The sequence below is a fragment of the Arthrobacter sp. B0316-1-20 genome (genome assembly GCF_059091865.1).
On the sequence record NZ_JBNHHC010000026.1, the window covers coordinates 50,768 to 74,242 of the forward strand.

The following is a 23,475-nucleotide window of genomic DNA, read 5'->3' on the forward strand; positions in this document are numbered from 1 at the left end:
AACCTCGATGCAACCTTGTCTCCCCTAGGCTCATCACCACAGACAGTGCAGTCTGCCGGATCAGTGCGGTCCGGAACCGAAGCCGAAGGAGTCAACATGACTGTTTACGCCCAGCCCGGAACCGAGGGATCACCGGTCAGCTTCAAGCAACGCTACGAGAACTGGATCGGCGGCGAATGGGTCGCCCCGGTGAAGAACCAGTACTTTGAGAACATCTCCCCCGTGACCGGCAAGCCGTTCTGCGAGGTGGCACGCGGGACCGCCGAAGACATCGACCTGGCCCTGGATGCCGCGCACAAGGCGGCGCCGTCCTGGGGCAAGACCTCGGTGGCGGACCGGGCAGCGGTGCTGAACCGGATCGCCGACCGGATCGAGGAGAACCTCGAACTGCTGGCCGTGGCGGAAACCTGGGACAACGGCAAGGCCGTGCGCGAGACGCTGGCGGCCGATATCCCGCTGGCCGCCGACCACTTCCGCTATTTCGCCTCCGCCATCCGCGCCCAGGAGGGCCGGCTCTCCCAGCTCGACGACGACACCACCGCCTACCACTACCACGAGCCGCTGGGCGTGGTCGGCCAGATCATTCCGTGGAATTTCCCCATCCTGATGGCCACCTGGAAGCTGGCGCCCGCGCTCGCGGCGGGCAACGCCGTCGTGCTTAAGCCTGCGGAGCAGACCCCTGCGTCCATCCTGGTGCTGATGGAGCTGATCGCGGACATCCTGCCGGCCGGCGTGGTCAACGTGGTCAACGGTTTCGGTGTGGAGGCCGGCAAGCCGCTCGCTTCCAGCCCGCGGATCCGCAAGATCGCCTTCACCGGCGAGACCACCACCGGCCGGCTGATCAGCCAGTACGCATCCCAAAACCTGATCCCGGTGACACTGGAGCTGGGCGGGAAGAGCCCGAACATCTTCTTCTCCGACGTGGCTTCCGAGAACGACGCGTTCTACGACAAGGCGCTGGAGGGCTTTACGCTGTTCGCGTTCAACCAGGGTGAAGTCTGCACCTGTCCGTCCAGGGCGCTGGTGCAGGATTCCATCTACGACTCGTTCATGGCCGACGCGCTGGCCCGGACCGAGGCGATCATCCAGGGCAATCCGCTGGACACGGACACCCAGATCGGTGCGCAGGCCTCCAACGACCAGCTGGAGAAGATCTTGTCCTACATGGACATCGGCAAGCAGGAGGGGGCGAAGGTCCTGACCGGCGGCGGACGCAACATTCTGGACGGGGACCTGGCCGAGGGCTACTACGTGAAGCCGACCATCTTCGAGGGCGACAACAGCATGCGCATCTTCCAGGAGGAGATCTTCGGACCGGTCGTCTCCGTGACCCGGTTTGGTGACTACGAGGAGGCCCTGGAGATCGCGAACGACACCCTCTACGGGCTGGGCGCCGGGGTGTGGAGCCGCAACGGCAACGTGGCCTACCGGGCCGGCCGCGAAATCCAGGCCGGCCGGGTGTGGGTGAACAATTACCACGCCTACCCGGCGGGGGCGGCGTTCGGCGGCTACAAGTCCTCCGGGATTGGCCGCGAAAACCACGCGATGATGCTGGACCACTACCAGCAGACCAAGAACCTGCTGGTCAGCTACAACGAGAACAAGCTCGGCTTCTTCTAGAGACAGGTTCGGTCATGGCGTCTGCTTCACCGCAGCGGCCGGGTGCATCTGCCCCTCCCGCTGCCGAACACGAGACGGCGCTCGAGGCCGCGGCAGCGCTGCCCGGGGAGGACTTTTCCCGGGTAGCGCTGACCGGTCCGGCCGTCGGGTTGCTGCAGAAACTTTGGGAGACCCACGGGCCTTTGATGTTCCACCAATCCGGAGGCTGCTGCGATGGGTCGTCGCCGATGTGCTATCCGGCGGGCGAATTCCTCACGGCAGACGCGGACGTGCTGCTGGGAACGTTCGAGCTTCCGGACCGCGGAAGCCTTGACTTCTGGATGTCGCGGGAACAGTTCGCGTACTGGAAGCACACGCACCTGACCGTGGACGTGGTGGACGGGCGCGGCAGCGGGTTCTCGGTGGAGGCGCCGGAGGGCAAGCGCTTCCTGATCCGCTCCCGACTGTTCGACGGATGAGTTAGTCGGGCGTCCTCGGCGCTCGGTCGCCCACTTTGGCGTGGGTGGCCGAGCGTTCCTAGTTTTCGAAGAGGCAGAACGGATGGCCTGCCGGGTCGAAGAAAACGCGGACGTCGTCCTGCGGCTGAAAGGCCGCCAGCTCGGCGCCGGCTGCTTCCGCGTGGTCGCAGGCACTGGCCAAGTCATCGACCAGAAAGTCCAGGTGCATCAGCATCTGTTGCCGGCCAGGTTCTTCGGGCCAGACCGGCCGACGGTAGTCCTCTTCCAGCTGGAAGGACAGGCCGGGACCTCCACTTGGATTGGCCAACGTGACCCAGTCCGGCTCCCTGGTGCGAACGTCCCAGCCCAGAAGCCGGCCGTAGAAGTCCGCCAGGGCCAATGGATCGGGGCCGCCCAAAACCGTGGCGTGCAGCCGCAGCCCTCCGGTTCCGAGCATCGCGTCTCCTCTGTTCCGCCAAGCTGTTGGGCAGTCCGGTCATGCTACTGCGGCATTGGCGCGGCGACTAGTTGCCGGACAGCACCTCGGCCAGTGCCCGCTCCCCCACGGAGCGCAACAACCGGTTGTCGTCGGAGGAGGTCAGCAGCGCCGTCGCCATGGCTAACGCCCAACCGCGGCCGCGCTGCCAGCTCTCCGGCGTCACATCGGTGCGCGATTCCACCGCGGCGATGAATTCCCTGCGTCCCACGGCATCGAACACCAGCCAGGCGGCGGCCAGGTCAGTGGCGGGATCACCCGCTGTAATGTCGCCGAAGTCGATCACGCCCGCCAGCCGGGTACCCTCCACCACCAGGTTGCCCGGGTGGAGGTCGCCGTGCAGCCATAGCGCAGGCCCGTCCCAGGCCGGCATGGCCGACAGCTGACGCCACAGCGCTGCGACGCGCTCGGCCTGCGGGACCGCACCCGAATCCAACCGCTGCAGGACGGCTGCGCTGCGCGAGGCCAGCGGCACGCCGCGGACCGGATTCACCGGCGCGCCGGACGGCGCAGGCACGTGCAGTGTAGCTACGAACGCGGCCAACCCGGGGGCCAGCGAGCGCCGTTCCTCCGCACGGAGGCGCCAGGCGGCCCTGCCCTCAAGCCACGCCACCACCGACCAGGACCAGGGATAGTACGACGACGGCTTGCCGCAGCGCACCGGGGCGGGCACGGCGACCGGCAGCCCCGGGGCCAGCAACGGCAGCCACTGCTGCTCGTTCACCAGCAGCTCCGCGGCTGCCTCGCGGCGCGGCAGCCGGATGGCCAGCTCGCCGCCGAGTTTGAACGTGACGTTGTCCCACCCGTTGGCCACCCGAACCAGCGGTTGCCGGGCCAGATCCGGAAACTGGTCGGATAGCAACCGCTGCACCAGGTCGTTGGTGATGTCGATCTCCGCAGCGGGCATCAAGGCCATCTGTTCCATTTCCTTTAATCGTGAGGCAGAGCCCCGCCAGCGGCGCCGCCGATCGCGTGCCTGCCGATCTGATGCGGGGACTTCCATCAGATCATCCGGAAGCATCCGGGGCCAGCCGGACACGCCTGCTCACTCGCCTGCTGCACAGACAACGCCCCCGCCGGTAACGGCAGGGGCGTTGTCGACATCAGGTTGTGGCCTGTGGAACCGCTAGGTCAGCGGCGTCAGTCCAATATCGGTGCCGGCGGACGTGCCCCGGCGTGTTCGGACGACGCGCTGGGGAACCGGGCCGATATCGGTGCCGGTAGAGCTCCGAGCAAAGGCGAGCACTTGTTCTCCCCCGACTAACCCTGAACGCCGAGGCGTTCGAAGATGAGCTCGCGCACGCGGCCGGCGTCGGCCTGTCCGCGGGTCGCCTTCATGACTCCCCCGACGATGGCTCCGGCAGCCTGGACCTTGCCGCCACGGATCTTCTCCGCCACCTCCGGCTGGGCAACCAGCGCCGCGTCGATCGCTTCAAGCAGCGCCGAATCGTCGGAAACCACGGCCAGGCCGCGCTTCTCCACAACCTCTTCCGGGCTGCCTTCGCCGGCGAGCACACCGTCAAGCACCTGGCGGGCCAGTTTGTCGTTGATCTTGCCGGCCTGCACCAAACGGTCCAGTTCGACCACCGTCTGCGGGCTCACGCCCAACTCCGACGGTTCAACCTCGGCTTCCTTGGCACGGCGGGAAATCTCGCCCATCCACCACTTGCGGGCCACTGCCGCGGAGGCACCGGCGGCGATGGTCTCCTCGATCGAATCCATCACGCCGGCGTTGACGACGTCGCGGAACTCGGCATCTGAGTAGCCCCAGTCGGCCTTCAGCCGCTTGCGCCGTTCGGCCGGCGGCTCCGGCAGCCGGGCACGCAGTTCCTCGATCCACTCTTCGGTGGTGACGACGGGCACCAGATCCGGCTCCGGGAAATAACGGTAGTCGTCGGCGTCCGACTTCGGCCGGCCGGATGTGGTGGACCGGGTGTCCTCGTGCCAGTGACGGGTCTCCTGGACAACCTTCTGCCCGGATTCCAACACAGCGGCATGGCGCTGGATTTCGAAATAGACCGCACGTTCGACCGCACGAAGCGAGTTCACGTTCTTGGTCTCGGAGCGGGTGCCGAACTGCTGGGCGCCCTTCGGCATCAGGGACACGTTGGCATCGCAGCGGACGTTGCCGCGTTCCATCCGGGCATCCGAGACGCCCAGGTTCTTGACGATCTCGCGGACGGCGGCCACGTAAGCGCGGGCCAGTTCCGGAGCACGGGAGCCGGCGCCGACAATCGGCTTGGTCACGATCTCCACCAGCGGCACTCCGGCGCGGTTGTAGTCCACCAGCGAGTACTCGGCGCCCTGGATGCGTCCGGTGGCACCGCCCATGTGGGTGAGCTTTCCGGCGTCCTCTTCCATGTGGGCCCGTTCGATCTCCACGCGGAACACTTCGCCGTCTTCGAGCTCGATATCCAAGTAACCGTCGTAGCAGATCGGGTCCTCATACTGGGACGTCTGGAAGTTCTTCGGGGTATCCGGGTAGAAGTAGTTCTTCCGGGCGAAGAAGCACGACTCGGCGATCTTGCAGTTCAGGGCCAGCCCGATCATGATCGAGTATTCCACGGCCGACTTGTTGATCACCGGCAGCACGCCGGGCAGGCCAAGGTCCACCGGGGACACGTTCGTGTTCGGCACATCGCCGAACGCGTTCGGAGCGGCCGAGAACATTTTCGTTTTCGTGTTCAGCTCAACGTGGACCTCGAAGCCGAGGACCGGATCGTACTTCTCCATCGCCTCGTCGAAGGCGACCAGTTCTTGAGTTTCAGCCATTTACTTCACACCTCCGAGAGCGGGAGCCTGGGCCAGCAGCGGGCCACCCCACGTGGCTTCCAACAGGTTTTCGAGGCCGGCGCCGGCACGGTACAGGCGGGCATCTTCACGGGCCGGAGCCAGGAACTGAATGCCCACCGGCAGTCCGTCGGCCAGGCCGCCGGGCACTGAAATGCCCGGAACACCGGCCAGGTTCGCCGGAATGGTGGCCACGTCGTTGAGGTACATCGCCATCGGATCGTCCAGCTTTTCGCCCAGCTTGAAGGCCGTGGTCGGCGCGGTCGGCGAGATCAGCACGTCCGCGGCTTCGAAAGCTGCGGCGAAATCGCGCTGCACCAGGGTGCGGACCTTCTGCGCCGAGCCGTAGTAGGCGTCGTAATAGCCGGCGGACAAGGCGTAGGTCCCCAGGATAATGCGGCGCTTGACCTCGTCACCGAAGCCGGCCGCGCGGGTGGCGCCCATCACGCGCTCGATAGTCATCGCGCCGTCTTCCGGCAGCACCCGGTGCCCGAAGCGGACGCCGTCGTACTTGGCCAGGTTGGAGGAGGCCTCCGAGGGCATCACCAGGTAGTAGGCGCCCAGCGCGTACTTGAAGTTCGGGCAGGACACTTCCACCACGTCGGCGCCGGCGCCGCGCAGCAACTCCAGTGCCTCGTCGAAGCGGGCCTGCACGCCGGCGGAGTAGCCTTCGCCCTGCAGTTCCTTGATCACGCCGATGCGCATGCCGCGCACATCGCCGTTCCGGGCGGCCTCGACCAGGGCACCCACCGGATCGGTCAGCGAGGTGGAGTCGGCCGGGTCGTGCCCGCCGATGACCTCGTGCAGCAGCGCAGCGTCCAGCACGGTCCGGGTTACCGGCCCGATCTGGTCCAGTGACGAGGCCATCGCGATGGCGCCGTAGCGGGAAACTCCGCCATAGGTCGGCTTCACGCCCACCGACCCGGTTACCGCGGCCGGTTGCCGGATCGATCCGCCGGTGTCCGTGCCCAGCGCCAGCGGGGCCTCGAACGCCGTTACCGCCGCCGCGGAACCGCCGCCGGAGCCACCGGGGATGCGCTCCAGGTCCCAGGGGTTGCGGGTGGGGCCGAAGGCGGAGTGCTCGGTGGAGGAGCCCATCGCGAATTCGTCCAGGTTGGTCTTGCCCAGCATCGGCATCCGCGCCGCCCGGATTTTCTGAATCACGGTGGCGTCGTACGGGCTCATCCAGCCCTCGAGCATCTTCGAGCCGGCGGTGGTGGGCTGGCCCACGGTAACGATCAGGTCCTTGATCGCGATCGGGACACCGGCCAGGGCGTGCAGCTCTTCGCCGGCGGCTCGGGCCTTGTCCACCTCGGCTGCGACGGCGAGCGCCTCATCGGTGTTCACATGCAGGAATGCGTTGACGTCGCCGTCGACGGCGGCAATGCGGTCCAGGTGTGCCTGGGTGACCTCGGTCGACGACACCTCTGATGCGGCCAGCAGTTCAGCCAGCTTCGCTGCGCTGTTGGTAATTAATTCACTCATCGGTGCGTCCTACTCCTCGTCCAGGATGGCCGGAACCTTGAACCGGCCATCGGCCGCGTCCGGTGCGTTCGCCAAGGCCAGTTCCTGGCTCAAGGTCTCGCCCACGACATCTTCGCGGAACACGTTGGCCAGCGGGATCGGGTGCGACGTCGCCGGCACGTCGGGCCGGGCAACTTCCTGGACGGACTTAATGGAATCGACAATAACGTCGAGTTCGCCGGCCATCTTGTCCAGTTCTTCGGCGGTCATCTCAATGTGGGCCAGGCGCGCCAGATGCGCCACCGCCGCACGATTGATCTCAGACATGAGTCTCCTACGCGGATGGATTGCTTTTCCTGTTCAGTCTACCGGCGCAGGACGGTCTGGAATTCCCACAGAAGCGGAGGAAACGGTGGAGACGTTAGACTGCTCGCCAGCACGTGGAATTGCGCCCCATCCCCGGCGAGGAGGCCCCATGCGTTCAGCTCGATTGGTTGCGGCGGCCCTCGCCGCTTTGCTGCTCTCGTGCTGCGGCAGCCTCCCGCAAGACTCCGCGGCCCCGGCATCGCCGGCCACCGGCCGGAGTACGCCGGTCCCGTCGGCCCTCGGCTCGGATCCGGAAAGCGCATCCCCCTCCGCCCAGTCAAGCCCACCCTCCGGCAGGACGGTGACATTCGCGGTGGCCGGGGACTTCGGCGACGGAGAGGCTGCCGCTGAGGTCCTGGAAGCGATGGCGGGAAGCAGAGCCCAGTTCGGCCTAGCGCTCGGAGACCTGTCCTACGGAAAGCCGGGTGCCGAATCGGCTTGGTGCAGTTTCGTCACCGAACGACTGGGGCGTGATGTTCCCCTGCAGTTGCTCTCCGGAAACCACGAGAGCGACGGCCGGAACGGTTCGATCGACGCCTTCGCGCGCTGCCTTCCTCCCCGCTTGCCCGGCATCAACGGCGTCTACGGGCGGGAATGGTTCGTGGACATCCCGCAGCACGATCCTGTGTTGCGGTTGGTGATGATTTCGCCGGGCTTGCATTATGCCGATTCCGGCCGATGGGATTACCTGCCCGGAGACCAGCATTACGACTGGACCGCCACTGCCATAGACTACGCCCGGGCCACGGACATTCCGTGGGTGGTGGTTGCCTCGCACACGCCCTGCCACACTCTGGGCCGCTACGACTGCGAGCCGGGTCCTGACCTGACGGATCTGCTGCTGGACCGAAAGGTGGACCTGGTGCTGCACGGCCATGAGCACCTTTACCAGCGCACCCATCAACTGGCCATAAGCCCTGGCTGCCCGTCACTGCTGCCGGCGCACAGCAACGGCGCCTGCGTTTCCGATACCGACGCCGACTTCGAGGCCGGCGCCGGCACAGTCTTCGCGACGGTCGGCACCGGCGGGCGGCCGCTGCGCGATGTCAACGCGTCAGATGTCGAGGCGCCGTACTTCGCGGCGTACTCCGGGAGGAATGTGGAGCCCACTCATGGGTTTCTGGAGATCCAAGTGGCCGACGATTCGCTCCGGGCACAGTTCGTCCGTGTCGGCGGCGGGACCTTCGTCGATTCCTTCACTCTGAGCCAGCGCTGAGCCCGCATCGTTCCGGGCTGCGGGCGGCGTGCGGCAGCCTAAAGCCGCTTGGCGAAGACCAGCAGCCGGATATCCGTTCCGGGCACCGGCCAATCCCGCTCTGGCAAGCGGTCGAATCCCAGCGATTCGTACAGCCGGTGCGCCGCGGTCCAGTCGCTGCCGGTGGTCAGGCTCACCGTGTCAATCCCCTCCAGGGTGCGGGCATGTTCCACGATCGCCTCCACCAGTGCCCTCCCGACGCCTGAGCGCTGCAGCCCCGGATCGACCGCCAGCATCCGAAACTCCAGCTCGCCTTCCCGGGCGATGTCCGCATATTCGCCGCCGGCGAGCGCCAGCGTCACCGCGCCGGCCACTTCTCCGCCGCGCTCGGCCACCCAGATCTCGGCATGTGCGGCCCGGTGCGCCACATCGGAGATGTGCACCAGGTACGGGTGGTCGGCTGCCGGAAAATGGCCCGCGGCCAGGTATGCCTCGCGCGTCAGGCGCGCCACGTCGTCGTAATCAGCAGTGGTGGCAGGGCGGATGGTGATCTGCATGGAAGTAAAGGGCGTCCTAGCTGGAAGTCAGGGATGAGGGGAAAACACGACGGCGGTGCTTGCCTCACCAGTTTCCCGCACCTCGGGCGGTGCACGCCAATGCTGTTGTTTGTCCGGTCAGCCGGGCTGGGGATCGGCGACGGGACCAGGCCGTTGCTCCGGGTGGTCGCCGCGCCGCGGACCGGCCGGCGGGTCAGGCTTCGGCAGCAATTCGGGATGCACCTGCCGCTGCAGGGCTGCAAGCGCCTCGGCGGGCAGGGCCAACAGCCCGTCCAGTTCCTTGCGCGCCCGCACGTAGGCCAGTTGCCGCTCGGCCGGTGTGGCAGCCCGGTCCACCGCAATGGTCAGCAGCCGTCGGGCGGTATTCAGCCGCAGCCGTTCCGGGCCGGTGAAATGTTGGTCGCGGATCCGGCGGGCCTCGCGTTCGGCAATGTCGAAGGCGACCTCAAAGGCGCGGACAGCCTCCCGGTATTCACGCAGCCGCTCGTCGGTGGCGATTTCCGCCGCAGTGACCGGCAGCAGCCCGTCGGCGGTCCGTTTGGCGCGCAGGAAGGCCACGGTCAGCGGTTCACGCACGTCGGACATCATCGGATAGTCGATCAGTTTCGCTACATCCAGCTCATAGTCCAGCCAGCGGACGTTGACCGCGTGATGGTCCGCCATCAGCTTCTCGGTATCGCGCAGCCGCTGCTCTTGGGCGGCAGCGGCAGCATGCCGCCGCTCCGACTCGCGCCGGGCCGCTTCCGACCAAGCCGTTTCCCGGCGCTGGCCCCCGGCCCGGTTCCCGGCCTGCTGGCGCTTGGTGCGTTTGGCATGCTGTCCCATGCCGGAGACCACGGCGAAGCCAACCCAGATGAACCACCAGGGAAAACCATCGGCGAAAAACTCGTTCATGGCCGCTCCACACATCCATGCTCCCATGGCCGGTGATGCGAGTCACGTCTACATTTCCGGTTGGGCCCACGCCGCGAGTCGCGCGGCGACGGCCTGACGCGGGGACCGTCGTCGACAAGCCAGTCAACCGGTCGCAGCCGCCCGGCGGTAGGCGCTGCCGTCCGGCTCGCGGACCAGGAACCCGTAGTCCACCATGGCGCGCCGGAGCATCGGCACGTCTTCAGTGAACGCGGCCAGCCTGGCGTTTAATTCCTTTTCAGTCAGCGTTTCTCCGGCCGCGATGACGCGGTCGCGGAGGTAGCCCAAGAGTTCCAGCCGGTCGGCCGCTCGGTGCGGCAACACCACCAGCCCACCGGCGAGGAAGCGTTCCGGACCGATGGGTCCCGGCGTCCGCGCCGCCGCCAGCGCTGCCTTGAAGACGTCCGGAGCAACGGTGAGGGCACCGCCGTCGTCCATCACCAGGCCGGACGCGAGCAGCTTCTGCCGTTCCTTGGCGGTCATTTCGGGCTGCTGGGCCAGCACCACGGCCGCGTAGAGTGTGCGCAGCCGATGACTGGCCAGCGTGGAGAGGATCCGCTGCCAGCTGACGTCTGCGGCCGGCCGCTCCCCCGTCATGCTGTGCCGGTTTCCAGCAATCGGCGGAACCCGTCCTCGTCCAGGACAGGCAAGCCGAGGGATTCGGCCTTGTCCAGTTTGGTTCCGGCGTTCTCGCCGGCCACCACATAGCTGGTGTTCTTTGAAACGGATCCGGAAGCCTTGCCGCCGCGGATGATGATCGCTTCCTTGGCCTCGTCGCGGCTGAAGTTCGGCAACGTGCCGGTCACCACCACGGTCATCCCCTCCAGCGTGCGCGGGGTGCTCTCATCCACCTCGTCGGCCATCCGCACTCCCGCTGCGGCCCAGGCGTCGACAATCCCGGCATGCCAGTCCTCGGCGAACCACTCTTTCAGCGCCGCCGCGATGGTGGGGCCCACCCCGTCCACGTGCGCCAGCTGGTCCTCGCTGGCGGCCCGGATAGCGTCCATCGACCCGAAGGCCGTGGCCAGGGCGCGGGAAGCGGTGGGACCCACGTGCCGGATGGACAAAGCCACCAGAACGCGCCAGAGCGGCTGGGTCTTGGCCTTCTCCAGCTCCTCGAAGAGCTTCCTGGTGTTGGCCGTGGGAACTGAAGGCTTCTTGGCGGTGCCCTTGGTGTAGAAGTAGGGCACCAGCTCGGTCTCGCCGGTTAGCACACCCTTGGTTTTCTTCTCGCGCCGGATTCGCACGTCGGCCAGGTCCTCGGGCTTGAGGCTGAAGATCCCGGCCTCGTTGGTGAGCGGGGCCTGCTCGGGTTCGGCCGGGCGGGTCAGCGCCAGCGCTGCCTCATAGCCCAGCGCCTCGATGTCGAAGGCGCCGCGGCCGGCTAAATGGGCCACCCGCTCGGTCAACTGCGCGGGGCAGGACTTGGCATTCGGGCAGCGCAGATCGACGTCGCCCTCCTTGCCGGGCGCCAGCGGCGTGCCGCAGGAGGGGCAGTCGGTGGGCATCACGAAGTCGCGCACCGGCGGATCCTGCGCCTCGCGCAGCGCCATGACCGGGCCGACGATCTCCGGGATTACGTCGCCGGCCTTGCGCAGCACCACGATGTCGCCGATCTTCACGCCTTTGGCCTTGACCACATCCTGGTTGTGCAGGGTGGCCATTTCCACCGTAGAACCGGCAACCTTCACCGGCTCCATCACGCCGTACGGGGTGACCCGGCCGGTGCGGCCCACGTTCACCCGGATATCCAGCAGCTTGGTGTGGACCTCTTCCGGCGGATATTTGTACGCCACCGACCAGCGCGGCACCCGGGATGTGTGGCCGAGCGCGCGCTGCAGGCCGAAATCGTCCACCTTGACCACAATGCCGTCGATCTCGTGCAGCAGGTCGTGCCGGTGCTCGCCGTAATGCTCGATGAAGTCGAGCACGTCCTCAAAGCTGTCCACCACTTTGAAGTAGGGACTGGTGGGCAGCCCCCAGCCGCTCAGCAGCTCGTAGGTATCCGATTGGCTTTCCGCGGCGAGGCCTTCGCGGGCGCCGATCCCGTGGACAAACATGTGCAGCGGCCGCTCCGCCGTCACCTTCGGGTCTTTCTGGCGAAGCGAGCCGGCCGCTGAGTTGCGCGGGTTGGCGAACGGGGCCTTGCCGGCCTCCACCATCCGTTCGTTCAGGGCCAGGAAGTCTTTGGTGGGGATGAAGATTTCGCCGCGGATCTCCACCTCGGTTGGGAAGTTGCTGCCGGTCAGCTTGCGCGGGATGTCCCCGATGGTCAGCACATTGTGGGTGATGTCTTCGCCGGTGGTCCCGTCGCCGCGGGTGGCGGCCCGGACCAGTTCGCCGTTGCGGTAGAGCAGGTTGACGGCCAGTCCGTCGATCTTCACTTCGCTGAGCCAGCGCAGTTTGCGGCCGTTGCCCAGGTTCGCCACGGAAGCGGTGGCACGGTCCACCCAGGCCTTGAGCTCGTCCAGCGAGAAGACGTCCTCCAGCGAGTACATCCGCTGCAGGTGCTCCACCGGGGCGAAGGCGGCCGAAACCTCGCCGCCGACTTCCTGGGTGGGCGAGTCGTTGGCCACCAGTTCCGGATGCAGCGCCTCGATTTCTTCCAGCCGCCGGTACAGCGCGTCGAATTCGGTGTCCGAGACCAGCGGGGCGTCCTCGTTGTAGTACGCGTAGCGGTACTTGCGGACGTTCTCGGTCAGCTGCTCGTATTCGTCCCGGATCTCGTCGCTGGGAATCTCATTGGCAGATGTTTCGACTGTGCTCACCTGACTATCTTGCCCCAGGAGTGCCGTTCAGGCGACGACGGCGGTGCCTGCCTCCCAGCGCAACGGTAGCCCCCGGTGGCTGCAACAGGTGCGGCGGTGCTGCTTAGTCTTCGGCATCCAACTGTTGGTCGAGCAGCGGCAGGTCGGCTGCGGTAACCAGATGGGAGGTCACCGCGTGTTCGACCAGCCGCGCCCGCCGGTTGGTGGCGAGCTTGCCGCCGCCGCCGCGCAGCCCGGCGACGCCCACGCGGTCCAGTTTGTCGCAGACATTGTCCAACTTGCGGTTGAATTTGGTCAGCGGCCAGCCCAGCCGGGCGGCCGCCTGTGAGGACGACGGAATCGAACTCAGTCCGGTGCCGTCGCGCTTGAGCATCGGCTCGGCCAGGGCCAGGATCAGCGCCCTTTGCGAATCGGTGAAGATCACCGGGCCGATGGTGGTCTCCCCCACCGCGTCAGTGTCCCGGTGTTCCTGGCGGAAGGACGGCGTCTTGACGTGGACGGACAACTCGTAGGTGGTCGGGCCGGCGGTGAACACGATGTTCGTCAAGCTGAAAACCAGCGGGATCCGTGCGCCCGGCGCCAGCCAGGCCTGCATGCCGCCGGTGGAGTCGGCGACGGTGGCCGAGATCAGCGATCCCACGTTGGCCAGCCACCAGATGTCGTCGTAATGGGCGATCTGCAGGAACTTGCGGTGCAGGTACGGATTGTCGTCGATCTCCAGATCGCCTTCGCGCCCAATGGTGAACACGTCGTCGTCCTTGGGTTCATACCACTCCCCGCAGAACTCAATGCTCACATCCGCCACCGGTAGCCCCCTATGTGTTGTGTTGACCGAACGGGTCGATGCGAGTTGATCGTTTCATGAACCCGCCTTCTAACTCTATTCCAGCGGGCAGGTGACTATTCGTCGGCACAGCCGCGGACCGGATCCGAGGCCCTGCCGTTCGCCCGCACCACCACTACTTCGATGCAGGTCCGGTCGTTTTCCGCCAAGGGCAGCGCCGCCTTTGGCTCGCCGGTGCGTTCAGGCTCGCCCTGGCCCAGCGCGGTGACTGGCGTCCAGATGAACAGGTCGTCCTCGCGCGGGTCCGGGTTGGTCCAGCTGAAGACGGCTTCGCCGCCTTGCACCCGCCCGGCCAGGTCCTCGGGCGGCACCACGTTGCCGGAGAGGCCTTCCAGCGCATTGGCCGGCGCCCGGCTGACAGGCGCATCCGGCACGGCAGCCTCGGGCGCCGGTCCGTTGAGCACGAAGATAACGCCGGCAGCCACGGCCACGGCGCCGACCGCGCCGGCCACCCACGCCCAGGGACGGCGGCGCGTACCGCCGTCGGAATCCGCCCACTGGTCTTGCTCCGAGTCCCTCAGGACGGTGGAGCCCTCAGGCTCCAGTTCCAGCCGCCGGCCGTCCGATGCTGCGGGCAACCGCTCGGTGCGTTCCGGGAAGGCCGACCCCGCGGCCGGCGGTGCCGCGGTTGGGTCGATCGAGACAATACCGCGGACCCGCGTTGCTTCGCCGTCGTCGTCTCCGTCGTCGGCTACCGACGGCGCCTCCTCCAGCACCTCGAACGGGGTGACCGAAAGGTTCAGTTCCGCCTGGACCCGTTGCAGGGACAGCGCGAAGGCGTGGGCCGATTTGAACCGCGAGCCCGGCGATTTGGCCATCGCGGTGGCCAGGGCCAGTTCCAGCGATGCCGGCACATCGGCGCGGCGCAGCGGCGGCAGCGGTGCATGGGCAATGCGGTCCATCAGTTCGCGCTGCGAGTTGTTCCCGCCGGGCTGCATGAACGGGGAGCGTCCGGCCAGCAACGTGTAGACCGTGGCGCCCAAAGCCCAGACATCGCTGCGGGTGCCGTTGCCGGCGTCGCCCTTGAAGGCTTCCGGCGGCGACCACGGAATGGACATGCCGGCGTCGCTGTCCGCGGCGTCGGTGCTGGAGGAGATGCCGAAGTCGGTCAGCGCCGGCCGGTTGTAGTCGGTGACCAGGATGTTGGCCGGTTTGATGTCGCGGTGCGCGATTCCCGCCCGGTGTGCGGTTTCCACGGCGGAGGCCACCTGGATGCCGAGGGTCAGCACCTCGTCCACCCCCAGCGGTCCATTGCGGTAGCGCGCGTCCAGGCTCGGCCGCGAGCAGTACTCCATGGCCAGGTAGGAATGTCCATCGGCGGTGAGGTTGGCCTCGTAGATCGTGACAATGAACGGGTGCGTGGACAGCTGCGCCATCAGGTTCGCCTCGGACTCGAAGCGGCGGCGCGCGTCCTCGGTCCTTAATCCGGACAGCAGCACCTTGACGGCCACCCGGCGCTTGGGCCGGTCCTGTTCGTAAAGGTACACATCGGAAAAGCCGCCCGAGCCTAGCAACCGGACATAGCGGTAGCCCTCAATGGCCGGCGGCGGCGCGGGCGGACGCTTTGCGCTCACGGCAGGTCCTCGAAGCGCAGCGAGATGCCGTCCCCGAGGTCTGCGATGTCGCCGTCCAGCAGCATGACCGCTTCCCCGTGGCCCAGCCTCCGCGGAGCCTGCCGGCCGCGCAGCAGCACCGTGCCGTTGGTGGACTTCAGGTCCGACAGGATCACATGCCAACCCTCCAGCCTGACTTCAACATGCGAACGCGAGATGTCCCCGCTGGCGCTGTGCACCGGCACCAGCCGCGGCATCACGCTGCCCTGCACCCGGCTGGCCGAGGGCTGCCGTCCGACGATCACCGGCCGGTCCAGCTCCACCACGTCACCTGTGGAAACCCGCATCCGCCCGAGTACCGGCCGTTGCACCTCCTGGGCGTCCTCGTCCAGCGGAGCACCGCAGAGGGCGCAGGCGGAACTGGTCGGCGGGTTGGCGTGGCCGTGGCTGCACATCCGGGCCAGCACCATCGGCGCGGTGCTCGGCGCCGGCGTCGCCGACGCCAATGCAGCGGCAGCCGGCGCGGCGGGAACATCAGGCAGTTCGCTGCGCATCAGCGTCTGCCCGTCGTGGTCGCCGTCGTCGACCCCTGTGGGCTGCGCGGCCACACCCGGGCCGCGGTTGGCAGCGACCACCGGCTGCGGAACCGGGACCGCCGATGCCGCAGCACGCGCCGAGCCGGACCGCGTCAACCAAGGAACGGCATCGATCAGGTCCACCGGCTGGGCCGGCTTCCCGCCTGAGCGGTGTGCCTGGCCATCCTGTGCGACGGCGGCGCCCCCCTGGTCAGCGTCCGGGGACTGCCGCTGCGGTGCTGGTGGCAGGTTGGCCCGTTGCGCGGCGGTATGGACAATCGTGTGGTCCAGGTCGTCGACGGCCGCTTCGCTGTCCGAAGCCGCCTGGCCGCCAACCGGTCCTTCAGCGGCGGAGACGGGCTGGGCCGCAGCGCCGTCGAGTTCATCATCCGGCACATAGATGCCGGTCATTTCCAAACTTTCGGACACCTCTGCCCCGGAAGCTGGCTCTGGCGGTGCGGACCGGGTTGCGCCGGCAGCCGGGGCCGCGGGGACGGACTGCGCAGCGGGAACCGCCGGGGCAGCAGCCGGTCCGGAAGCGGCCGACAGCTCGGCGGGTACCGCGCCCAGCCGAAGCATTCCCATCTGCACGGCGCCGGCACGCAGCGGCAGCCACCGGCCCGGCTGGTCTGTCATTCCGGTCCCGCCGGATCCCGCCACAATCATCACGCTGTCGGACGCCAGCCGCCCCTCGGTCCAGCTGGAGACTCCGCGCCCGCTCAGTTCCTGCCCGTCCGAATCCGCAGACACCACCACGGCCCCGCGCAGCACCGCATGGATGCCGTCAGTCAAGGAAATGATGCCGAACTGCGGCAAGGCAGAGAGATCGGCGCCGCAGCAGGACACGACGGTGGCCAGCAAGGACTCCAGCGTGGCGCCGGACTCCAGTGCCTGCCAGAGCTGCTGCACCAAGTCATCGGCGGCGCCCGGCTCGAGGAGCACTGCGGTACCCCCGCTGACCAAGCCGATCCACTGCCCCGGACAGTAGGTCAGGTCCGTCACCGGTCATCCTCCTCCGGGGCTGGCTCTCCGGAAGCTGCCAGCCGGGGCAGCGTCGTCGTGTCCTCCTGCCGTGGCGCGGTGGAGGCGTCCTCGGGGTCGCCTTGGTCGCCGTCGGCGTCGATCACCACCACGGTGATATTGTCCCGGCCGCCCGAACGCAAGGCAGCCTGAATCAGCGAATCGACCGCTTCCTGTGGGTGGGACACCGAGGTGAGGATGGTGTAGATGTGGTCATTACTGACCTCCGAGGTCAGCCCGTCGGAACAGATCATGATCCGGTCCCCCGGTTCCACCGGCACCATCCAAAAATCCGGCTGGTTGTCTTCGCCGGTGCCCAGCGCCCGGGTGATAACATGCCGGCGCGGGTGCACCAGGGCCTCCTGTGCCGTGATCCGTCCGGCCTCCAGCAGTTCTTGCACCTCGGAGTGGTCCACGCTGATCTGTTCGAGGCTGCCCTGGTGCAGCCGGTAGGTGCGCGAGTCGCCCACATTGAACACCAGCCAGTAGGGCACACCGCGTTCGGAGACCAGCGCCGCGCCGGACACCGTGGTCCCCGCACGGGACGCGGCCGCCGCCCTGATCCGCGCGTCCGCCCGGGCAATCAGCTGTTCCAGCTCGTGAGCGCCAAGCTCGTGGCTGGCCACATAATCTTGCAGCGTCTCCACACAAATGCGGCTGGCCACTTCCCCGGCCTCATGGCCGCCCATCCCGTCAGCCACCGCGAACATCGTGCCGTCGGCCAAATACGCGTCCTCGTTCAACATTCGCCGTAATCCACGGTCGGAGCCGGCCCCGACGTTGAGCCGGACATCGCCGGCACCCGGTGCCGCGCTCATGCCGCTCCGATGGTGAAGCTGCGGTCGCCGAACTCTACGGTGGCGCCGGGGGCCGCTGCCACGGGCTCCCCCGGGACCAGTTGCCGGCGGGTGCCGTCAGCACCGGTCACGGCGGTCCCATTGGTGGAGTTCCGGTCGGTGACCGACACCGTGGCGCCCTCCACGCGCAGCAGCACGTGGGTCTTCGATACCGAGCGTCCCATGTCCGCGAAGTCGATCAGTTGGTCGATGTCCTCGCCGGCGGCAGCCGCCGGGTTGCGCCCGATCAGGGCCGTCGTTTCAAGTACCACGTTGCGCCCGTCGTCGAAGGTAATGGTGAGCGGGCCCGGCAGGCTGGATGCGCGGACCAAGGTAGCGGCGAATTCTTCGTCCGGATGTCCGTCAGAGCGGGGATCGCCCGCAGCCATGCCTGCCGCTGCAGGTCCCGCCGCGGCCAGCGCGTACGAAGGTTCTGCCTTCCGGTCGCCCTGGCCACCAGTCGCTGGTGCAGGTGCCGGCGCAGCGGTCGGCTCTGGCGCAGCTACCGGTGCTGGCGCAGCCACCGGTGCCGGAGCCGCGTCGGCGCCGAACCCCGGGATCGCGGAAATGACGCCGGAAGGCCGCGAGGCTGGCTCCGCGGAGGCCCCGTCTGGATGCAGTCCTTGCGGAACGGCGGCGGCAAAGCCGGCGTGGGCGTCGGTGCCCTGCGGTGCGAAGGCCGCGGGCCCGTACAGGCCGCCGGTAGTCAGCGGGTCGCGTCCCTGCGCCACGTCCAACACCAAGGTTTTGGCCACCTTGTCATGCCAGCCCTGCCGCTTGTGGTTCCGGTCCCACAGGTTGGAGACCACCACCACGACGGCGCCCACTGCGAACACCAGCCCACCGACGGCGATGATCAGGCCGCGCAGGAAGATGGCGCCCCAGCCGGCAGCATGGCCGTCCTCGTTGGCGGTGCGCAGACCCAGCACAAGGTTGCCGGGGGTCTTCCCGGTGGTTGCTTCCCAGCCCCACAGCCACACGGTGTAGGCCAGCGACAGCAGCGAAGCCAGTCCGGCCCAGAGGAACAGCCCACCCACCGCCGAAGCGGCCGCGGATTCGCTGCCGGAGGCCGCTGCCTGCATCACCGCGGGAACGCTGGCAGCGTAGGCGGCCAGCATCAGGACGGCCGGCGGAATCTTGTCGATCAGCCACGCCCCGAGCCGTTTTCCGGCCGAAGCGCTGACCAGATTCAGTCTTGCCGCCACGTGCTGCTCCCGCCTTTTTCCGACCGTCCGGCCTGTGAGTCTAATGTACGGATTCTATCCGCGGCCGGTGGCCGCCGGCGCTGCGCGAAACGCCGCTTGGCGTCGGCCACCAGCGAGCGCGGCGTGAATTTGGCCCGCTGCCGCTGCCAGAAGCCCAGCGAGCCTTTCATGTCCGCCAGCGACTGGTCCACGTGATCCCAATACTGCTGCACCTGGACCTCGGTGGGCTCGGCGGCCCCGAAAATCGCGGCATCGGCCCGGCGCGCCAGCAGCGTGGTGCCCGCCGCCGTCGTCGGGAATTGCTCTGCCAAGGCGGCAGCGTGCTCGCGCCGGGTGGCATTGGTGCCCGCCCGCGCTCCCATGTCGGTGGCCAGCGACATCACTTCGCGCCAGCCTCCGCCCACCCGCTGGCTGGGCAGGCCGTCGTTGGCCCGCCGCTTGCGCCGCCGCAGCTTCAGCCAGGCGATCAGCAACAGGGGCGCCAGCAACACCGCCAGCGGAATGGCTGCCAGGCCCACCGCAGCAAAGAGCCAGCCCCACTGGTCCCAGAATGACTTGTCCTGCTGCTCGGCGTCCTGTGGTTCCGGAGCGGTGTCCGGCGGCAGTTCGGCCGGTTCCTGCGGCGGAGGCGGTGGCTGCAAGACCTGCGGCTTCGGCGTCGATTTCGGCTCCTGCTGCGGCGGAGTCGGCTCGTTGTCCTCGTCCGGCGTGGGATCGAACGCCACCCAACCGGCGTGTTCGAAAGCCACCTCCACCCAGGCGTGCACGTCCTCGCCCTTGATCTCCACCGGTTCAGTGCCGGAGCGGTCGTCCTGCGGATCCGGGTAAAAACCCATCACCACCCGCGCCGGGATGCCCAGGTGCCGGGACATCAGCGCCATGGCGACGGCGTACTGCTCGTCGTCGCCAATCATCTGTTCGGCATCCAGCAGCTGGATCATCCGCCCGGCATGGTGGCCGGACAGGCTGCGGGCCTCGTCTTCCTTGCCATTGCTGAAGAAACCGTTCTCGTGCAGGTTCCGCTCGAGCTGGCGGACCTGTTCGATCGGCACCGTCGCTTCGCCCACGAATTCGTTAGCCTTCGCTGCAATGATGTCCGGGACCCGGGCCGGTTCCGGCAGGCGGACGGATGCGAAGTCGTACTGGGCCAGCTGGGCGTCTTCCCACCGGCGCGAGAAAGTGGTTTGCACCGAGTAGCCGTCGCCGGCCTGCAGGTACCGCGTGGTCAGGGCGGTTTTCGATTCGTCGTTGTAGAACAACGAACCGCCCAGCTCGCCGGCCCGTTCACCGTCGAACGCCATGGCGTTGATCCGCCCGCCAACCGGCAGCCAGACGCCGCGGTAATCTCCGATCCGGATGTCCAGCCGCGTGCTGTCGTCGGACACCTGGCCCAGCGAGCCGGCATCACCCACCGGGGTGAAGTTGCCGCCGCTTTCCGGATTCACGTTGTATACGGTGCCGTCGAAGGTATCCAGCGCCGCCAACCGCACCCGCTGGCCCTTCGGCAGCCCCGCCACGGTGAACAGCGTCTCGTCGGGCCGGTCCTTCACGTAGCCGCGGAAATCCATCAGCGGGCTCGGGTAGTCATAGAGATTGACCGGCGGAACGACGACGTCGCGCAGCACCTCGCGCTCGCCCCGCGCCGTGAGCGCTGGGCCGGCCAGCGCCGTCAACACCACCGCTGCTGCGAGCATGCCGGCGCCTATGCCCAGCCTGCGCCGCAGCCCCGCCCGGTGCGCGGCCGGGTCGGCCAGCGACGGGCCGGCCGCCACGCCGGCGGACGCATCGCCGCGGGCCAGATGGCGATGCCAGGCAAGCCAGGCCGCCGACACCGCGACCAGCAGCACGCCGCGCAGCACCGGCAGCGCCGGGACGTCGGTGCCGAAGGCGATGCCGAGCAGGAAGAACGCCAGCACCGGCAGCAGCGGCCAGTACGGTTTGCGGACGCGCCACGCCAGGGTGCCCGCCAGCAGGGCGGCGGCCAACGCGCCGAGGAACGGAACCACCAGCATGCCGCCGGAGACTCCCACCGGCGGGGCAACGGTGAGGATGTCCTTCCACGCGAAGACTAAGCCGGTCAGCACGGTGCGCAGGGACTCCAGCGACGGCAGCACCCCGCCGATGGCCTCGGTGGACGCAGCGAAGGCGCTACCGAGCAGCAGGTAGGCGCCCAGTCCTACGGTGGCCGTGGACAACAGGCCCAACCGGTAGCGGGCGCAGGCCAGCGACAGCAGCAGTCCGACGACGATGCCGCCGAAACCCGCGGTCAGGTAACGGCCGTTGCCGCCGAAAACGTGGTGGAAGCCGGCCAGCCCCAACCCGAGCAGCAGCACCAGGACGGCAGCGTCGATAGCCATCTGGCGTCCCGGCCGCGGCAGCCAGGCCGCCAGTTCCCCGGCGGTCCTGGGGCGGGCAGGCCGCCGGCCCGGCGGCGGAATCTTGGGGCTGCCGTTCATGCGGCGGCCTTCCGAAGCACAATGGCCAGGTCGTCCAAGCTGGGCAGCGACAACACCGACAGGTCACCGATGGTGGCCCGCGCTGCCTCGAGCCCGCCACCGCAGCGGATGGCGAAGGCGCGAATGCCGGCCGGGACCGCGGACGAGGCCTGGCGCAGCTGGGTGGCCGAGACCTGGTCGCCGACGATTAGGAACATCACGGACGCGTTGGGAACGGCCTCGGCGGTACCCCGGGCCAGCTCCACCGCGGTGGAACGCTGCGGCTTGCCTTCGATCCGGGTCATTTCGTCCAGCAGAATGCGGCCGGTTTCGCTGCGCAACGGGCCCCGCTGGGTCAGCATGCTCAGGTTGCGCTGCTCGCGGATAGCCTGGAGCCCAATCGAGGCAGCCACCGAGACAGCCAGCTCGAAGTCTTCCTCGGAGCTGTATTCCTCGGTGTTGGTGGAGACCGCGACGGCCAAATGGGCGCGACGTGTTTCCTCGAACTGGCGCACCATCAGCGAGTTGGTGCGCGCCGTCGTCTTCCAGTGGATGTAGCGGCGGTCATCGCCGGGGACATAATCGCGCAGCGCGTGGAAGGAGACGTCCGCGCTGGCCAGTTCCTTGGTGGGCAGGCCCTCGAGGTCGCGGATGAAGCCGGAGGCCGAGCTGCCCAGCGCCGTGGTGCGCGGGTGAACGAACAGATCGGTCGGTTCCGTCCACATCATCTGGCGGCGCAGCAGGCCCAGCGGATCCTGGCGCACCGAGCGGACCGGGCCGACCACGATGACGGCGCGGCGCTGCGTCGGGATGGTGAACAGGTCTTCATGCACCTGGCCGGCTTTCATCCGCGGCAGCTGGAACACGGCTGTGGCCGCTCCCACCGGCAGCTCCAGCGCGGCCGGCAGCAACGGCTTGTCCGCGGTGTTCGTCACCGCTATGCTGCCCACGGCCCGGTCGCCGACGGCGACCCTGGTGCGTGCCAGATCCAATTCAACGCCGTATGAAGAACGGCCGATGACAAACCCGATGGCCAGCAGCAGCAGGAACAAGCCCATCAGCGCTGCGATCTTGGCTTCCTGCCAGCCGAAGGACGCTCCGAGCACCAGCAACAGCAGCGCACCGCCGGCCACCACCCAGCCCAGCGGACTAACCGTTTCCAGTACTGGTCTCAGGTAGCGCCCGGTGGCCTGCTGGATCCGCTGCCAGCCCGGCTGCAGGTACTGCTCGGTGAGCGAAGTGGCTTCGGCGGCCAGCGAGGCCGGATGCAGCTTGCTGGACTTATCCGGGGTTACCCGGCGGATCGTTTCGCCGAGGCCGGAGAGCCTGCTGGTTTGGTCGGGTGCCCGCTTCGTCGTCGTCCCCGTCATGCAGCCGCTTTCGGCAGGGAATGTAGCTCGGGCACGGCCTTAGACCGTCACCCGCTGCTGCGGAGCCGGCACCTCGGCCAGCACACGGGACATCACGGCCTCCGGCGTAGCGCCGGCAAACTCCGCCTCGGGGTCCATCACGAACCTGTGGTTCCAAACCACCGGAGCCAATTCCTTGACGTCGTCCGGCAGCACGAAGTTCCGGCCCTGGGATGCGGCCCACACCTTGGCAGCCCGGACCATGGCCAGGGCGCCGCGGACGCTCACGCCCAAGCGCGACTCGGCCGCGTTGCGGGTTTCCTCGCACAGATGAGACACGTACTCCAGCACCGAGGTGTCCACATGGTTGGTGGCCGCCAGATCCGCCATGTCCCGCACGGCCTCCGTGGTGATGATCGGAGTCAGTGCCGCCGACCGGTCGCGGGTACTCGCCCCGCCCAGCAGCTCCACCGTCGAAGCCCGGTCAGGGTAACCGATTGACGTCTTGATCAGGAAGCGGTCCAGCTGGGCTTCCGGCAACCGGTAGGTGCCGGCCTGTTCGATCGGGTTCTGCGTGGCGATCACCATGAAGGGCCGTCCGGCGTCGTAGGTCACGCCGTCCACCGTCACCCGGCCTTCTTCCATCACTTCCAGCAGCGCCGACTGGGTCTTCGGCGAGGCACGGTTGATCTCGTCCGCCAGCACCACCGTGGCAAAGATCGGGCCCTTGTGGAACTCGAACTTCTGCGTCTTCTGGTCGTAAATCGTGATGCCGGTGACGTCCGACGGCAGCAGATCCGGCGTGAACTGAATGCGCGAGTTCGAACCCTGCACCGTGGCGGACAGCGACCGGGCCAGCATCGTCTTGCCCGTGCCCGGCGCATCCTCCAACAGCACATGCCCCTCGGCCAGCATGGCGGTGAGCACCAACCGCACCACTTGGTTCTTGCCCAGCACCGCTTGGCCCACATTGGCGGCCAGCTTCCCGAACGTCTCGGCGAACCACTCGGCCTGCTCGGAAGTCATCGTCATTCGGTTCTCGGTCTCTCTTCG

General features: G+C 67.8%; 20 protein-coding genes. 3 read left to right on the plus strand and 17 right to left on the minus strand.

Annotated features, from left to right (window positions below; genetic code table 11):
* Window positions 1-96 precede the first annotated feature (96 nt).
* On the plus strand, window positions 97-1,620 hold the full coding sequence (gene exaC, locus AC5RW2_RS29785; RefSeq protein ID WP_493957259.1) for an acetaldehyde dehydrogenase ExaC: 1,524 nt from the start codon (window positions 97-99) through the stop codon (window positions 1,618-1,620).
* Window positions 1,621-1,634: 14 nt separating this feature from the next.
* Window positions 1,635-2,078: a DUF779 domain-containing protein gene (locus AC5RW2_RS29790; RefSeq protein WP_493963972.1), complete on the plus strand. Its 444-nt coding sequence runs from the start codon at window positions 1,635-1,637 to the stop codon at window positions 2,076-2,078.
* 58 nt (window positions 2,079-2,136) lie between these two features.
* On the opposite strand, the gene AC5RW2_RS29795 is transcribed toward AC5RW2_RS29790, so the two are convergent.
* The 5 genes from AC5RW2_RS29795 to gatC all read right to left on the minus strand — a co-directional run bounded on the left by AC5RW2_RS29795 (window position 2,137) and on the right by gatC (window position 7,134).
* Entirely contained in the window at window positions 2,137-2,514 is a 378-nt protein-coding gene (locus AC5RW2_RS29795) for a VOC family protein (protein ID WP_493963971.1), read from the minus strand.
* A 67-nt stretch (window positions 2,515-2,581) separates the two neighbouring features.
* Entirely contained in the window at window positions 2,582-3,469 is an 888-nt protein-coding gene (locus AC5RW2_RS29800; protein ID WP_493963970.1) for an aminoglycoside phosphotransferase family protein, read from the minus strand.
* Between the two features lie 344 nt (window positions 3,470-3,813).
* Window positions 3,814-5,325, minus strand: coding sequence for an Asp-tRNA(Asn)/Glu-tRNA(Gln) amidotransferase subunit GatB (gatB, locus tag AC5RW2_RS29805; protein ID WP_493952481.1), 1,512 nt, complete (start codon window positions 5,323-5,325; stop codon window positions 3,814-3,816).
* Window positions 5,326-6,828, minus strand: a complete 1,503-nt coding sequence (gene gatA / locus AC5RW2_RS29810; protein WP_493963969.1) for an Asp-tRNA(Asn)/Glu-tRNA(Gln) amidotransferase subunit GatA — start codon at window positions 6,826-6,828, stop codon at window positions 5,326-5,328.
* Between the two features lie 9 nt (window positions 6,829-6,837).
* Window positions 6,838-7,134, minus strand: a complete 297-nt coding sequence (gene gatC, locus AC5RW2_RS29815) for an Asp-tRNA(Asn)/Glu-tRNA(Gln) amidotransferase subunit GatC (RefSeq protein ID WP_493941692.1) — start codon at window positions 7,132-7,134, stop codon at window positions 6,838-6,840.
* A gap of 148 nt (window positions 7,135-7,282) precedes the next feature.
* On the opposite strand from gatC, the gene AC5RW2_RS29820 reads away from it, so the two are divergent.
* Entirely contained in the window at window positions 7,283-8,389 is a 1,107-nt protein-coding gene (locus tag AC5RW2_RS29820; protein ID WP_493963968.1) for a metallophosphoesterase, read from the plus strand.
* Window positions 8,390-8,427: 38 nt separating this feature from the next.
* Here AC5RW2_RS29820 and AC5RW2_RS29825 read toward each other — a convergent pair whose 3' ends face one another.
* The 12 genes from AC5RW2_RS29825 to AC5RW2_RS29880 all read right to left on the minus strand — a co-directional run bounded on the left by AC5RW2_RS29825 (window position 8,428) and on the right by AC5RW2_RS29880 (window position 23,454).
* Complete coding sequence (locus AC5RW2_RS29825; RefSeq protein ID WP_493963967.1) at window positions 8,428-8,925, minus strand: GNAT family N-acetyltransferase; 498 nt, start codon at window positions 8,923-8,925, stop codon at window positions 8,428-8,430.
* A 117-nt stretch (window positions 8,926-9,042) separates the two neighbouring features.
* Window positions 9,043-9,819 carry a hypothetical protein gene (locus AC5RW2_RS29830; protein WP_493963966.1) on the minus strand — a complete coding sequence of 259 codons (777 nt, stop codon included), beginning with the start codon at window positions 9,817-9,819 and terminating at the stop codon, window positions 9,043-9,045.
* A 123-nt stretch (window positions 9,820-9,942) separates the two neighbouring features.
* Window positions 9,943-10,434, minus strand: coding sequence for a DUF2087 domain-containing protein (locus tag AC5RW2_RS29835; RefSeq protein ID WP_493963965.1), 492 nt, complete (start codon window positions 10,432-10,434; stop codon window positions 9,943-9,945).
* The gene (ligA, locus tag AC5RW2_RS29840; protein WP_493963964.1) at window positions 10,431-12,605 is read right to left on the minus strand and encodes an NAD-dependent DNA ligase LigA; all 2,175 of its coding nucleotides are present in this window, start codon (window positions 12,603-12,605) and stop codon (window positions 10,431-10,433) included. The genes AC5RW2_RS29835 and ligA overlap by 4 nt, the downstream gene beginning before the upstream one ends.
* 103 nt (window positions 12,606-12,708) lie before the next feature.
* Window positions 12,709-13,410, minus strand: coding sequence for an FHA domain-containing protein (locus tag AC5RW2_RS29845; RefSeq protein ID WP_493952487.1), 702 nt, complete (start codon window positions 13,408-13,410; stop codon window positions 12,709-12,711).
* Between the two features lie 95 nt (window positions 13,411-13,505).
* Window positions 13,506-15,023 (minus strand): serine/threonine-protein kinase, encoded by a 1,518-nt coding sequence (locus tag AC5RW2_RS29850; protein ID WP_493963963.1) that lies wholly within the window; start codon window positions 15,021-15,023, stop codon window positions 13,506-13,508.
* Window positions 15,020-16,579, minus strand: a complete 1,560-nt coding sequence (locus AC5RW2_RS29855) for an FHA domain-containing protein (protein ID WP_493963962.1) — start codon at window positions 16,577-16,579, stop codon at window positions 15,020-15,022. Before AC5RW2_RS29855 ends, AC5RW2_RS29850 begins: the two co-directional genes overlap by 4 nt.
* A complete protein-coding gene (locus tag AC5RW2_RS29860) occupies window positions 16,576-17,415 on the minus strand; it encodes a PP2C family protein-serine/threonine phosphatase (protein ID WP_493963961.1) in 840 nt (279 codons plus the stop codon). The genes AC5RW2_RS29855 and AC5RW2_RS29860 overlap by 4 nt, the downstream gene beginning before the upstream one ends.
* On the minus strand, window positions 17,412-18,638 hold the full coding sequence (locus AC5RW2_RS29865; protein WP_493963960.1) for an RDD family protein: 1,227 nt from the start codon (window positions 18,636-18,638) through the stop codon (window positions 17,412-17,414). The genes AC5RW2_RS29860 and AC5RW2_RS29865 overlap by 4 nt, the downstream gene beginning before the upstream one ends.
* Window positions 18,623-21,094 carry a DUF4129 domain-containing transglutaminase family protein gene (locus AC5RW2_RS29870; RefSeq protein WP_493963959.1) on the minus strand — a complete coding sequence of 824 codons (2,472 nt, stop codon included), beginning with the start codon at window positions 21,092-21,094 and terminating at the stop codon, window positions 18,623-18,625. The genes AC5RW2_RS29865 and AC5RW2_RS29870 overlap by 16 nt, the downstream gene beginning before the upstream one ends.
* Window positions 21,091-22,443, minus strand: a complete 1,353-nt coding sequence (locus AC5RW2_RS29875) for a DUF58 domain-containing protein (RefSeq protein WP_493952493.1) — start codon at window positions 22,441-22,443, stop codon at window positions 21,091-21,093. Before AC5RW2_RS29875 ends, AC5RW2_RS29870 begins: the two co-directional genes overlap by 4 nt.
* 39 nt (window positions 22,444-22,482) lie before the next feature.
* Window positions 22,483-23,454, minus strand: a complete 972-nt coding sequence (locus AC5RW2_RS29880; RefSeq protein WP_493944327.1) for an AAA family ATPase — start codon at window positions 23,452-23,454, stop codon at window positions 22,483-22,485.
* Window positions 23,455-23,475 lie beyond the last annotated feature (21 nt).

What these genes read in the sequence shown, in the direction of transcription:
- gatB (WP_493952481.1), bottom strand. Translation starts at nt 5,325, where the DNA reads ATGGCTGAAACTCAAGAACTGGTCGCCTTCGACGAGGCGATGGAGAAG.
- AC5RW2_RS29825 (WP_493963967.1), bottom strand. Translation starts at nt 8,925, where the DNA reads ATGCAGATCACCATCCGCCCTGCCACCACTGCTGATTACGACGACGTG.
- AC5RW2_RS29830 (WP_493963966.1), bottom strand. Translation starts at nt 9,819, where the DNA reads ATGAACGAGTTTTTCGCCGATGGTTTTCCCTGGTGGTTCATCTGGGTT.
- AC5RW2_RS29835 (WP_493963965.1), bottom strand. Translation starts at nt 10,434, where the DNA reads ATGACGGGGGAGCGGCCGGCCGCAGACGTCAGCTGGCAGCGGATCCTC.
- AC5RW2_RS29795 (WP_493963971.1), bottom strand. Translation starts at nt 2,514, where the DNA reads ATGCTCGGAACCGGAGGGCTGCGGCTGCACGCCACGGTTTTGGGCGGC.
- gatA (WP_493963969.1), bottom strand. Translation starts at nt 6,828, where the DNA reads ATGAGTGAATTAATTACCAACAGCGCAGCGAAGCTGGCTGAACTGCTG.
- AC5RW2_RS29870 (WP_493963959.1), bottom strand. Translation starts at nt 21,094, where the DNA reads ATGAACGGCAGCCCCAAGATTCCGCCGCCGGGCCGGCGGCCTGCCCGC.
- AC5RW2_RS29790 (WP_493963972.1), top strand. Translation starts at nt 1,635, where the DNA reads ATGGCGTCTGCTTCACCGCAGCGGCCGGGTGCATCTGCCCCTCCCGCT.
- AC5RW2_RS29820 (WP_493963968.1), top strand. Translation starts at nt 7,283, where the DNA reads ATGCGTTCAGCTCGATTGGTTGCGGCGGCCCTCGCCGCTTTGCTGCTC.
- AC5RW2_RS29800 (WP_493963970.1), bottom strand. Translation starts at nt 3,469, where the DNA reads ATGGCCTTGATGCCCGCTGCGGAGATCGACATCACCAACGACCTGGTG.
- AC5RW2_RS29875 (WP_493952493.1), bottom strand. Translation starts at nt 22,443, where the DNA reads ATGACGGGGACGACGACGAAGCGGGCACCCGACCAAACCAGCAGGCTC.
- AC5RW2_RS29860 (WP_493963961.1), bottom strand. Translation starts at nt 17,415, where the DNA reads ATGAGCGCGGCACCGGGTGCCGGCGATGTCCGGCTCAACGTCGGGGCC.
- gatC (WP_493941692.1), bottom strand. Translation starts at nt 7,134, where the DNA reads ATGTCTGAGATCAATCGTGCGGCGGTGGCGCATCTGGCGCGCCTGGCC.
- exaC (WP_493957259.1), top strand. Translation starts at nt 97, where the DNA reads ATGACTGTTTACGCCCAGCCCGGAACCGAGGGATCACCGGTCAGCTTC.
- AC5RW2_RS29880 (WP_493944327.1), bottom strand. Translation starts at nt 23,454, where the DNA reads ATGACGATGACTTCCGAGCAGGCCGAGTGGTTCGCCGAGACGTTCGGG.